The following is a 12,134-nucleotide window of genomic DNA, read 5'->3' as shown; positions in this document are numbered from 1 at the left end:
CCTTTTTTCTTATATGATCCATCAATTATTTTCCTCCCTTTTTGTTAATCAATACAAAAGAAGCAGGTATACGCATATACCTGCTTCCTTCCATTTCTTTTCTCTTTGTCACAAGATAAAAAAAATTGGAAATCAGAAACCAAGACACGCATGCAAATAAACTGTATCTCTTCTCATGAAGCATCTACAGCAATAACACTTCATCATATGATTCACGTTCCACTTGCAGCTCGTTGTCATTTTCCGGATCTCCTTATTCATACTAAACCTATATGTTTAATATACTGTTATTTTGCCCATTTGTCAACCTTTTTTTGGGCTTAAACTTCTACGATAAAAATTTATGCCCAGTCCCTGCTAAAAAAAATCACAAGAAAAGGCTAACCTGATTCAGATTAGCCTTAATACCTGGGATCAAACCCAGCTCTTAGAAAACTGTATTATAATGAAACTGACATATCTTCGTCCACAGGCCTATTATACAAACTCACATCAAGCTCTGATGTCATCCTAGCTGTTACAAGGCCAGCCAGCATGGCATCATTCACATTCAAAGCGGTCCGTCCCATATCAATTAAAGGCTCCACTGATATTAACAGTCCGGCCAGACCTACAGGTAAATTCATTGCGGATAAAACCATCAAAGCGGCAAATGTCGCGCCGCCGCCCACACCGGCAATGCCAAAGGAGCTGATTGTAACGATAATAGCCAGTTTTGCAATAAAATCAATACTCATAGGGTTAATCCCTACAACAGGGGCGATCATGACAGCCAGCATGGCGGGATAAACACCTGCACAGCCATTCTGGCCGATTGTTGTTCCGAATGATGCGGCAAAGTTGGCAATTCCATCAGGAATACCAAGTTTTTTTGTCTGTGTCTCAATTGTTAAAGGCAGCGTACCTGCACTGGATCTGGATGTAAACGCAATGGTAAGGGTCGGGAATGCCTTTTTAATATATGTTATCGGATTCAATTTCATCAGCAGGATAATCAAAAGATGTATGGCAAACATGACAATCAAAGCGGCATAGTTTGCAATTACAAACTTAGACAGAGCAATAATGCCTGCGGTGTTCGTTGTCGCGATTGTCTTTGTCATAAGAGCCAGAATGCCATACGGCGTCAATCTCAGGATAAGAGTTACCATCCGCATAATTACAGCATAGAGGGAATTAATGATTTTTAAGAAAGTTTCCGCTTCTTCCGGCTTTTTCTTTTGTATTCCCAATGCGGATATGCCTAAAAACGCGGAAAAGATGACCACGGCTATGGTAGAGGTAGCCCTGCTGCCGGTCATATCCTGGAAAGGATTCTGGGGGATAAAGCTTAAAATCTGCTGTGGAATCGTCTGCTCCTGTACGGTTGTAACTTTTCCTTCCAGATACTCAGCCCTGTCTGATTCTGCCTGACCCACAGTTATTTCTTCTGCCGACAGATGAAAAATATTGGCGGTCGCAGTGCCGACCAAAGCAGAAATGAACACAGTCAGCAGCAATGTTGCCAGCACATAGGTACTGATTTTTCCCAGGCTGGTATGGGATTTTAAATTAACCGTGGCCGATATAATGGAGACCATTATAAGGGGAATAACGATCATTTTCAAAAGATTCACATAGCCCGTACCGATAACGGATATCCAATCCAGTGAAGTTGCAAGTATGGGGCTGTCAGATGCAAAAGCAAGCTGCAGTATACTGCCCGCTGCAATTCCCATAAGCAGGGCAGAAAATACTCTCTTTGAAAATGATATGTGTTTCTTCTGCATATGGTATAGAATACCGACAAGCATGAGTATAACGGCTATTGTGACCAAAGTCCATACTAAATCCATAAATATCCTCCTTGATAACCATACATATTGAGCGCTGCAATATGAGAAATTTGTTAACGGGGAATGACTGTGAATCTGCTGAAACCTTCCATGGTGCATTGATTCTGATCCGGCTTTGGAAAAAGTATATTCACAAAGAACAACCTTAATGATACTGTTTTTAAAAGAGCTGTTAAGCAGATCAATAAAACCCTCAGAATACTTCTGTCTGATTCCAACTGATGCCGATCTATATAACATATATGTTTAGTATGTTAACATTATGTGGTAAATTTGTCAATTTTTTCACCTGAGGATGTTTATCAGCTTTGCAGTACTACAATACATTTGCTGCAGCCGAATAATGAAAAAGAGGGAAACACCTTTTCTGTGTTATATTTTAATCTCCAGACCAAAATATAAACAAAAATCAGGTATTTCCCTCTTTGTCATCCCAACCAGCATAATGATGCCGCTGGCCACCTTAAGACGGATTCTGTTTTTCTTCCTTCATGATGCGTACAAACAACTGGGCAATTGCCGGATCATACTTTTTCCCGGAGCCCCTTAAAATAGCCTGCAGCGCTTTTTCCGCTCCAACTTTCGGATCCTTTTCCCGGTTAAAGTTCCTCTCATAAGCTTCCGCAACAGATAATATCCGTGAAATAAGGGGGATCTCCTCTCCCTTTAAGCCCTTGGGATATCCGGAACCATCCCAGCATTCATGATGGCCGTACACTCCGTTGGCAAGATCCAGGGTTTCCTGGGACAGATTCAGTATACGGTATCCGATGGCAGGATGCTGCCTTATCATTTCATGTTCAACTTCTGTCAGCTGATCAGGAGTTTTCTCAAGAATCGATTCGCTTAGGGTGATCTTGCCGATGTCGTGAAGATACGCCCCATCCCTCAGCTTCTTAAGCTCTGTTTCAGGAAGCCCCATGGCAATACCGATCTTCTCGCACAGCTTGCTGACCTCTTCCGAGTGGATTTTCTCCCACGGGCTTTTCATATGAAGAGAGGTGATGATGCCGTTGATGGCATGAATGCCAAAGTTTATGGAAGAAATGCTCTTTTCCTTATACATTTCATTTTCTGCTGTCTCCAGTATCCGTTCGATCTTCTGCCAGTGCTTGAACTTTGTTGCAGTTCCCACTGCAACGCTGCATGACACCATATTCACCTTTTCCACGGCAACCTGATTTTTTATCCCTGCAGCAATGGTCTCCGCCTCTTCCCTGGAAGTGCGGGGCAGCAAAACCGTAAATTCATCGCCGCCGATGCGGGCAGCAACATCCCCTTCCCGGCAGATCTGTTTTAAGACCCCGGCGACTTTAATAATAAATTCATCCCCGGCCGTATGTCCAAAGGCATCATTGATGAGCTTTAAGCCGTTTAAATCAAGAAAAATCAGAGAGACCGGATGGTTCTGCTGCGTATCCACCTGTTTCATCTCCTGTTCAAAGCACCTTCTGTTTACCAATCCGGTAAGGGGATCGTGATAGCTTAAAAAGCGGATCTTTTCCTCCCCTTTTTTCCGTTCCGTGATATCGGCAACTGTTATGACGTACCCGACGTGCTGCCCCTCCTTTAACTGGGGCAGGGCCCGATACTCCGCCTCAAAATACGTACCGTCCGCCCGTTTAAGCGCACCGGCCCAATCTTCCTGCCCGCCGCAGCCCAGAGCAGCCCCCATATCCCTCCCCAGCAGCTCCTCGGGCTTTGAATATCCCAGGAGGTTAAGACAGCTTTTGTTGCAGAACGTGCATCTTCCATTTAAGTCCGTACCAAATATGGCTTCCGCCGCAGTATCCAGTATGAGGTGAAGCTGGGACTGATTCTCTTTTAATATTTCATTTGCCTTATTAAGCTCCTGGGTCCGCATTTCAACAATACATTCTAAATGCTTGACCATGTCAAGGAGACTGTCTGCCAGCCGGTTGAATACGTTGGATATTCTTCCGATCTCATCGTTCCTTACAATCTCCACTCTTTGCTCTAAATTTCCCGCGGAAATGCCTTCCGCAACAGTAAGCAGACCGTTGATGGGCTTATAAAGCCTTCGGATGATCAGGGAAAAGATCCCTATGGAAAGAATGCCGGCAGCAACAGCCAGCTCTGCCGATACCCTGATATTCCGGTTCAGTTCCGCAGCCAGGAGGCTTTCCGGGATCGCGGAAACAATAATCCAGTTTAGTCCGGCCTTGCGGTACTCCTGTATGTCCGCATACCAGTTGTCCTTTCCTGTCTTTAAGGGAAATTCTGCCTCATGGGATTTAAGATATTTCTCATAGCTGTCTTTTATAACGGGAAGAGAAAGGCCGTCAATGGTATTTCTTTTCAGTGACCCATCGGCGGCTATGGCATAATTATCTTCCCCCATGGAATTAGCGATTAAATACCGGGTATCTTCCTCCAGCACAGACACACAGCCCTTGGAACCGGCCGCCTGATTTTTTAAATAATTCCCAATGTCAGAGAGCCGCATGTGAGCTCCCAAAACACCTTTCAGTCTTCCTTCCTCATCATACACCGGACATGAAACGGATACTGCCAGGTCATCCACCAGAAAATCTCTGTATACAGGGGAAAAGACAGGCCCTTTCTCTCTTTCAGCCGCCTGATACCATTCCAGCAGCCGCGGATCAAAGGCTCCTAAATTCAGCATAAACTCCCCTGCTGTAAAATTCTCATTAACGGAGTAACGCCAGCATTCTTTCCCTGTTTCATCATTGTTCTTTACGAGTTCAAATTCCCCCTTTTTATTTCTGAGGGCACCATAATACTCCCCATCAACCCCTGCATAAGCAAAACTGTAAATCTCATTCTCATAGGATTTTAAAATTCCAAGAAAAAAAGAGTTGCGGCTCTTTTCATAAAAAAAATCAATGGTTTTATTTTCAATCAGTTTTTTCCCTATTTCATTTGCCGTAACCGGAACCCGGAAAAATGAATTTACCTTTTCCATCATATCCTGGTTCATCTTTTCAGACATTCCGGCGGTTTCTCTGGTTATTGAGGATTGCCAATTGTTTAACACGAGTTTTTCTATACCCACAAGGGATAAAAGGAACAGACAGATAAATGTGACTATGGTCACAGTTTGAATCGACATGCTTTTTCGTGGTCTTCGTAATCTCATCTTCCTGATCGCTTTGGTTAAACATACCCTTTCCTGCATGGCTCATTCCCTTTATTCCAGGCTGGCCCCGCATGAACTAAGTATAACTATTTCTTTTATAAAGTTCAACCAGAAAATATCCGCAAATAAAAGAATCCAAATCCGCTGTAATTTCTTACAACAGGATTTGGATTTTTCCCACGCAATTTATTAATATGTAAACAGCTGTACCCAGTACTGAGTTCCGGAACCGTCCTGAGTATTGCCTACTCCGATATGTGTATAGCTCTTATTCATGATGTTTGCACGGTGTCCCGCACTGTTCATCCAGGCATTTACCACTTCCTGAGGAGTTTTCTGTCCCCATGCAATGTTCTCTCCTGCACCGCGGTAATTTACACCCTGCTCTTTTAAAGCAGTTGAGAATGAGCTTCCGTTTGGACGTGTATGATCAAAATTTGACTGTATTTCTTTGGCTCTTACTGATGCAGCCTTCTCTACATTAGGATCAATGGTCAGAGGGGAAAGTCCTTCTTTTGCTCTCTCCGCATTTACAAGGTCAACTACCTGCTGGGTATAAGACTTATTGGAGGTGGAATCATCCGGCGTGGTTGTGTCATTGCCGGTGCTGCCATCGTTTCCGGTATTTCCATTATTTCCATTATTTCCGGTATTGCCGTTGTTACCGTTATTTCCAGTATTGCCGCTGTTTCCATTATTTCCGGTATTGCCGTTATTTCCATTATTGCAGTTACTGCCATTATTGCTGCCATTGATAAGCTTAGACCAGTCCACATTGTTTCCGTCAACTCCGTATTGCTGCAGCTTAGACTTTAAATCATCTAAATTACAATTCCTGCTCACTGTCACAATGTTTCTTCCGGTGTTGCACTGACTATAGGGTCTTGCCACTGCTGCATTTGCTGTCAATGGTATCATACTCGTTAAAGTTAGTGTAATCATTCCAAGTGCCGTTAGTTTTCTCAATTCATTTGCCTCCTTTGAAATTGTTACATTTATGTTACATTTATGTTACAAACATATGATAACACTCTTGCTTCCATTTTTCCAGTGGAAATAATTGGGAATCTTTTGGATGGAAATGAAAAAGCGGCGGAGGATGTCCTCCGCCCTTTTGCCAGTGCAGTTTTACCAATTTTCATTTTATATGATGTAATCATCCGAATAGCCGCTTTTAGACATTAAATCAGCTATGGTTATTCCGTCAAAATAATCATTGATCAGCTTATTTAAACCTTCCCACATGGCAAGAGTCTGACAACGGGAGGCTCTTTTGCAGTCATTGGTTTCCCCTTCCAGACAGGAAACGGGAGCAAGAGGCCCTTCCGTGAGCCTTAATATGGTGCCGACAGTATAATCCTCCGGTTTCCTCGCCAGCTTGTAACCGCCGCCCTTTCCCCTCAGGGAAATGAGCAGGCCGCTCTTACTCAGAACCGAAACAATGGATTCCAGATATTTTTCCGATATTTCCTGCCTCTTTGCAATATCCATAAGAGAAACATATTCCCCATGATTATGTTCCGCTAAGTCTATCATGAGCCTGAGCGCATAGCGGCCTTTTGTTGAAATCTTCATAAAATACAGCCTCCAGATCTGTTATTATGTGTCCATATCATAACCGTCAAGGAAGTGGTGTACCTTTCCGTTTTCCTTATAGGCGATTATGGTATTTAAATTTACATTTTCCACGCTCTTAAAAATATTGCTTTCAATATATGGGTTGATCTCCTTTAACTGTCTGATCAGGTTCTTGATCTCCACCCGCTTTGAGCCTGTGCTGCCGTCTGTTCTGCAGGTAGTACAGGTATCGGTAAACCGGCAGGCACACTGGATAAAGTGCAGGCCGTTGTAGTCCCTCCAGCCTTTAATATCATCTTCCCGTATAAGATACATGGGGCGGATCAGCTCCATGCCTTCAAAGTTGGTGCTGTGCAGCTTGGGCATCATGGTCTGGATCTGCGCTCCGTACATCATCCCCATTAAAATGGTCTCAATGACGTCGTCATAATGATGTCCCAGGGCGATCTTATTGCACCCCAGCTCCTTTGCCTTATTGTACAAATATCCCCGCCTCATCCTGGCGCATAAGTAGCATGGGGACTTTTCCACATCATAAACCGCGTCAAAGATCTGGGTCTCAAATACGGTGATGGGAATATTCAGAAGCCTTGCATTGTTTTCGATCACCTGCCGGTTGGTTTCATTATAACCCGGGTCCATGACAAGAAAAACCAGCTCAAAAGGAAATTTGTTGTGACGTCTTAGCTCCTGAAACAGTTTAGCCATGAGCATGGAATCCTTGCCCCCTGAAATACAGACAGCAATCCTGTCGTTTTCCTTTACCAGCTCATACTCATTGATGGCCTTTGCAAACCTGCTGAACAGCTCCTTGTGGAATTTTTTCCTGATGCTCTTTTCTATGTTTTCAAGGCGGTCGTCTGACTTATCCTCTTTTTCCATGGCACGAAGCAGCCATTCCCCATAACCGCCCCGGAGATTATACGCTTCATAACCCTTTTCCCTTAAGTCTCTTGCCGCATCTTCACTGATAATCCCTTTTAAGCAGTACAGGATGATCTTCTTATCCCTGGGAAGAGGGCTGTCCCCGTTTAATAATGCCTCTTTTTCAATATTTATGGCTCCCGGTATAAAACCATGGTTGTATGACGTCTGATCCCTCACATCTATAAGTACATACTCCTCCGGGCTCATTTGCTTCATTTGTTCCAATGACAGATCCTGTTCCTGAGACATACCGCCATCAAACATATGATCACCTCTTACTCCATTCATTTCCGTCTAATCCTTCCGTGCCAGGTCCTTGATCACTTCTCCGGCTATGATAAGCCCTGCCACTGAAGGCACAAAAGCAACGCTTCCCGGAATATCTCTTCGTTCCGTACACTTATGCTTGGCTCCGGGCGGGCAGATACAGTTTGTCCTGCAGCTGATGGACATGTCTTCCAAAGGTCTCGTGGGCTTTTCCGTGGAGTAAACCACCTTAAGCTTTTTTACGCCCCTCTTCTTTAACTCTCTCCGCATTACCTTTGCAAGGGGACACATGGTGGTCTTATAAATGTCAGCCACTAAAAACTTCGTAGGATCCAGTTTATTGCCTGCGCCCATGCAGCTGATGACCGGCACCCCTGCTTCTTTTGCGCGCATGATCAGCTCCAGCTTTGCGGTTACGGTATCCACCGCATCCACCACATAATCATACTCCTTAAAATCAAAATCATCCGCATTTTCCGGCAAATAGAAACATTGATGGATTTCCACCTGTGCGTCGGGATTGATCTCCAATATCCTGTCCTTCATTACTTCCACTTTATATTTGCCTACCGTTTTTCTGGTGGCAATGAGCTGCCTGTTTAAATTAGTAAGGCAAACTTTGTCATCATCAACAAGGACAAAGGAACGGACCCCGCTTCTCACCAAAGCCTCTACCACATATCCGCCGACGCCGCCGATACCAAAAACAGCAACCTTTGCACCCATTATTTTTTCCATGGCATCTTCACCCAATAAGAGCTGGGTTCTTGAAAACTGGTTTAACAATCGATTCTACCTCTTTCTTTATTTTTCTATCTATTCAGTAGGAATAAAATACACTTCAAATTATTATACTTCGAAATGTTTATTTGGGCAATTAATTTTTACTCTTAAAAGAAGAAAAGCCCCAGGATCAGGGACTTTTCTTCCTTACTTTACCAGCCGGTACAAACCGCTTTCTTCTTTTTCCATTCTTGCTACAATGCTTCTCATGATTTTTTCAACTTCCCCGAAAAAACTATCCCTTTCTGAAAGGATTTTAATTTTCGTATTATATTTATCCTTAAATTCTGTAAACAGGGCAAGCAGATTCCCCATTTCCCTTTGATATTCTTCCGCCTGGTTCACCAGCTTTGAATCAGCGGATCTTAATAAGGCCGGGTAAAGATACTGATCCTCTGAGGATAAATGTATTTTCAGTTTTCCGGCAAGACTGCTTATATGTAAGGCGATTTCCGATGCCGTTTGTTCTAAGTCCCTGTTTTTGCACAGCGTTTTCAAGATCTCTAATTCTTCCCGGATCCGGTCATGCTGCTCCATATAATTTTTCAATTCCATTCCTGTACACGCCTTTCTTTTGTATCGTCCAAACAGCAGCCGGGACGGCCTGTTTCCCCTTCAGGCCGTCCCGTCCTTGTTACCTTGTTTTTTCGCGGATCCAGGATTCGTACTTGTCCTGTACGCCCTGATCCTTTGCTTGAATTTCAAATGATTCCGTCTCATCATCCACAGCTTTTAACTTATCCTGCGCCAGCGCACGTACTGCAAACGCATAAGCGGCCTCATCTTCTTTTTCAATATGGCGCTTTAATAATGCGCCGTAGCCCACCGCATTGGAGATAATATCCAACTTCGGCTCTGTTCCCGGATTTCTCTCGTATTCATCAATGGCCGCTTCCAGTTCAGAAAGGTACAGTCTTCCCAAGTCATGTTCCACAAGCATGCCGTTTCTTATAAGCTTTTCCGCAACAGGTCCCATGTTCTCCATCATGATCCGGAACAGGATCTTTTCTTCCTTTCCGTGATGATGCTTGTCTGCGTAATTCCTTGCAAAATCAAGGCATTCCCGCAGCAGAGGCGCATCCACCGGCTTCCCTTCCAGGATGTCGGCGCTGATGCTTCTTAAAAATCCGGTAAAAGCCAGAATATTTTCATGCTCTTTCATTAAAATGTCTATTCCATACATAAGCGTCTCCTCAATTCGTATACCTGATCCTCGATCTGGTGGAATTCTATCCCGGTTTCTTCAAACATCCCTTCTATCAGAGCTTCTCTTAAGGCATAATAATGTGCTACGTCTCCATGGATCATCGCCCAATAAGCGCCATGGATATCCTGTGTCTGTTTCCATACCAGCTTGTCTTCTGTTTCCTGAACCAGCTCATTTACCCTGTCGCAGGGCATTCCGTTTAACAGAGTGCTTTCCAGATAATCATAGGCTTTCCGTACTGTCATATTTCTATCCGCAGAATTTCTCTTTCCAAATTCCCGGACAGCAAAAACCAATTCAGACAGTCTCTCCTGATCCTCATTTAAAAGCTCAGTGACCGCATAAGCCATCCGGTTTTCCACCAGGCTCACCTTTTCCTGCAGCCAGCCATGGATATTGCCCGTGTCAATCATATCTTCTAAGTTTCCCTTTTCAAGGACACCATATCTGCTTCCGGTCTTGCTTCTAAGCTCTTTACCGTATCCCTTTTCTTCCGCCAGATCCAGGATCCCATCAACCATTGCATCCTGGAATTTTATTTTATTGTATAACCATGTGTGGATTGGTCCTAAAAAAGCGCTCATCCTGTACCTCTTTCCTTCTTTATTGATTCAGCTTGTCCAGAACTGCGTCTGCATCAAGCCCGTGAACCATACACGCATCCTCCAGGGATTCCATCTGGGATGAAGGACAGCCCAGACAGTGCATGCCGCAGCCCATTAAAATCTCCGCTGCTTCTGGGTTGCTTCTTAAAATTTCGCCAATATACATTTCTTTCGTTATCATATAATTTTCCTCCTGATTTATGATTCATTATTTATATTATCCAAGAATTTTCTTTAAATCCTCTTCCGGTGTGCTGATGGATGATATTCCATAGTTTTCAACAAGGAATGTTAATACATTCGGTGATAAGAACGCAGGTAAGGATGGTCCCAGGTAAATATTCTTGATTCCAAGATGCAGCAAGGTAAGAAGAATACAAACAGCCTTCTGCTCATACCAGGACAATACCATGGACAAGGGAAGCTCATTGACACCGCATTCAAAGGCTTCTGCCAATGCCACCGCCACCTTAATAGCGCTGAATGCATCGTTGCACTGGCCCATATCCATGATTCTTGGAAGCCCTTCGATGGTTCCAAGGTCAAGATCATTAAAACGGAATTTTCCGCAGGCCAGGGTAAGGATAATGGAATCCTTTGGTGTCTGCTTTACAAATTCGGTATAATAATTTCTTCCTGTCCTGGCGCCGTCACAGCCGCCCACTAAGAAAAAGTGGCTGATGGCTCCCTGCTTCACTGCGTCAATGACCTGATCCGCAACTCCCAGTACGGTCCCATGGGAAAATCCTGTCATGACTTCCTTGCCGCCGTTGATTCCCGTCATTTCGTGATCTTCCCCGTATCCGCCAAGCTCCAGGGCCTTTTCAATGACAGGGGCAAAGTCTTTGTCCTCTCCAATGTGGACCATCTCCGGATAGGAAACCACTTCTGTTGTAAATACCCGGTCTGCATAGCTTTTCTTTACAGGCATCAGACAGTTTGTGGTAAAGAGGATTGGGGCAGGAAGTTCATCAAACTCTTTTTGCTGATTCTGCCAGGCGGTTCCGAAATTCCCCTTTAAATGAGAGTACTTCTTTAATTCCGGATATCCATGGGCTGGGAGCATCTCTCCGTGAGTGTAGATATTAATCCCTTTCTCCTTTGTCTGCTCAAGGAGCTGCTTTAAATCATATAAATCATGTCCTGTAATGACAATAAAGGGGCCTTTTTCAATGGTAAGGGGTACGGTGGTTGGCTTCGGCGTTCCAAAAGCTGTGGTGTTTGCCTTATCCAGCAGTTCCATGCACTTTAAATTGATCTCTCCCACTTCAAGGGCCACCGGAAGCAGCTGCTCCATGGACAGGTCATAGCTGATAATGGACAGGGCCTTATAAAAGAATTCATTGACAGCCTCATCCTCGTATCCCAGAACCATGGCATGATAAGCATAAGCCGCAACGCCCCGCAGTCCGAATAAAATCAGGGACTTTAAGGAACGGATATCTTCGTCTGTATCCCAGATTTCCTTCATATCATACTCTGAAGTGTTTCCGCAGACAGAGGTGCATTTGCTGCAGTCCGGCACGATCTTTTCCCTTTCTTCCCGTACCCTTTCGATCATCTTTATTAAAACTTCATCATTAAAATTTACGTTTGTAATGGTGGTAAACAGCCCTTCCACAAGGATTCTTGTGGTAGTCTCCAAACGGGGATTATGACCGCAGGCCTTTGCAAGACCAATAAGAGCGCCTGTCAGTTCATCCTGTAAATTTGCGGTACTTGCCGACTTGCCGCATACTCCTGCGCTGCCCGTGCAGCCGCTGCATCCTGCTGTCTGTTCACACTGAAAGCAAAACATCTTACTGTCCATG

11 protein-coding genes are annotated in these 12,134 nt (G+C 44.2%); all 11 read right to left on the bottom strand.

What is annotated here, in order from left to right; all coding sequences use genetic code 11:
* Positions 1-440: 440 nt before the first annotated feature.
* A complete protein-coding gene (locus K401_RS0120135) occupies positions 441-1,835 on the bottom strand; it encodes an L-cystine transporter (RefSeq protein ID WP_024294649.1) in 1,395 nt (464 codons plus the stop codon).
* 463 nt (positions 1,836-2,298) lie between these two features.
* The gene (locus tag K401_RS0120130) at positions 2,299-4,809 is read right to left on the bottom strand and encodes a diguanylate cyclase domain-containing protein (RefSeq protein WP_166435287.1); all 2,511 of its coding nucleotides are present in this window, start codon (positions 4,807-4,809) and stop codon (positions 2,299-2,301) included.
* Between the two features lie 336 nt (positions 4,810-5,145).
* Positions 5,146-5,922 (bottom strand): CAP domain-containing protein, encoded by a 777-nt coding sequence (locus tag K401_RS33260; RefSeq protein WP_166435286.1) that lies wholly within the window; start codon positions 5,920-5,922, stop codon positions 5,146-5,148.
* Between the two features lie 177 nt (positions 5,923-6,099).
* Positions 6,100-6,531, bottom strand: coding sequence for an RrF2 family transcriptional regulator (locus tag K401_RS0120120; RefSeq protein ID WP_024294646.1), 432 nt, complete (start codon positions 6,529-6,531; stop codon positions 6,100-6,102).
* A gap of 24 nt (positions 6,532-6,555) precedes the next feature.
* A complete protein-coding gene (locus K401_RS0120115) occupies positions 6,556-7,725 on the bottom strand; it encodes a rhodanese-like domain-containing protein (RefSeq protein ID WP_437123453.1) in 1,170 nt (389 codons plus the stop codon).
* 30 nt (positions 7,726-7,755) lie between these two features.
* The gene (locus tag K401_RS0120110) at positions 7,756-8,514 is read right to left on the bottom strand and encodes a tRNA threonylcarbamoyladenosine dehydratase (RefSeq protein ID WP_024294644.1); all 759 of its coding nucleotides are present in this window, start codon (positions 8,512-8,514) and stop codon (positions 7,756-7,758) included.
* 144 nt (positions 8,515-8,658) lie between these two features.
* Positions 8,659-9,066 carry a hemerythrin domain-containing protein gene (locus tag K401_RS0120105; RefSeq protein ID WP_024294643.1) on the bottom strand — a complete coding sequence of 136 codons (408 nt, stop codon included), beginning with the start codon at positions 9,064-9,066 and terminating at the stop codon, positions 8,659-8,661.
* Positions 9,067-9,145: 79 nt separating this feature from the next.
* The gene (locus tag K401_RS0120100) at positions 9,146-9,694 is read right to left on the bottom strand and encodes a hemerythrin domain-containing protein (protein WP_024294642.1); all 549 of its coding nucleotides are present in this window, start codon (positions 9,692-9,694) and stop codon (positions 9,146-9,148) included.
* The gene (locus tag K401_RS0120095) at positions 9,682-10,302 is read right to left on the bottom strand and encodes a hypothetical protein (protein WP_024294641.1); all 621 of its coding nucleotides are present in this window, start codon (positions 10,300-10,302) and stop codon (positions 9,682-9,684) included. The genes K401_RS0120100 and K401_RS0120095 overlap by 13 nt, the downstream gene beginning before the upstream one ends.
* Positions 10,303-10,321: 19 nt before the next feature.
* Entirely contained in the window at positions 10,322-10,504 is a 183-nt protein-coding gene (locus tag K401_RS0120090; RefSeq protein WP_024294640.1) for a DUF1858 domain-containing protein, read from the bottom strand.
* A gap of 36 nt (positions 10,505-10,540) precedes the next feature.
* Positions 10,541-12,133 carry a hydroxylamine reductase gene (gene hcp / locus K401_RS0120085; protein WP_024294639.1) on the bottom strand — a complete coding sequence of 531 codons (1,593 nt, stop codon included), beginning with the start codon at positions 12,131-12,133 and terminating at the stop codon, positions 10,541-10,543.
* Position 12,134: the final 1 nt, after the last annotated feature.

Source organism: Lacrimispora indolis DSM 755 (assembly GCF_000526995.1).
GTDB classification, from domain to species: domain Bacteria; phylum Bacillota; class Clostridia; order Lachnospirales; family Lachnospiraceae; genus Lacrimispora; species Lacrimispora indolis.
The sequence above is the reverse complement of the archived record's forward strand: the minus strand, read 5'-3'. Positions and strand labels throughout refer to the sequence as shown.

Coding starts and splice junctions, on each gene's coding strand:
- K401_RS0120135 (WP_024294649.1), bottom strand. CDS start 1,835: ATGGATTTAGTATGGACTTTGGTCACAATAGCCGTTATACTCATGCTT.
- K401_RS0120130 (WP_166435287.1), bottom strand. CDS start 4,809: ATGTCTGAAAAGATGAACCAGGATATGATGGAAAAGGTAAATTCATTT.
- K401_RS0120120 (WP_024294646.1), bottom strand. CDS start 6,531: ATGAAGATTTCAACAAAAGGCCGCTATGCGCTCAGGCTCATGATAGAC.
- K401_RS0120115 (WP_437123453.1), bottom strand. CDS start 7,725: ATGTTTGATGGCGGTATGTCTCAGGAACAGGATCTGTCATTGGAACAA.
- K401_RS0120105 (WP_024294643.1), bottom strand. CDS start 9,066: ATGGAATTGAAAAATTATATGGAGCAGCATGACCGGATCCGGGAAGAA.
- K401_RS0120100 (WP_024294642.1), bottom strand. CDS start 9,694: ATGTATGGAATAGACATTTTAATGAAAGAGCATGAAAATATTCTGGCT.
- K401_RS0120095 (WP_024294641.1), bottom strand. CDS start 10,302: ATGAGCGCTTTTTTAGGACCAATCCACACATGGTTATACAATAAAATA.
- K401_RS0120090 (WP_024294640.1), bottom strand. CDS start 10,504: ATGATAACGAAAGAAATGTATATTGGCGAAATTTTAAGAAGCAACCCA.
- hcp (WP_024294639.1), bottom strand. CDS start 12,133: ATGGACAGTAAGATGTTTTGCTTTCAGTGTGAACAGACAGCAGGATGC.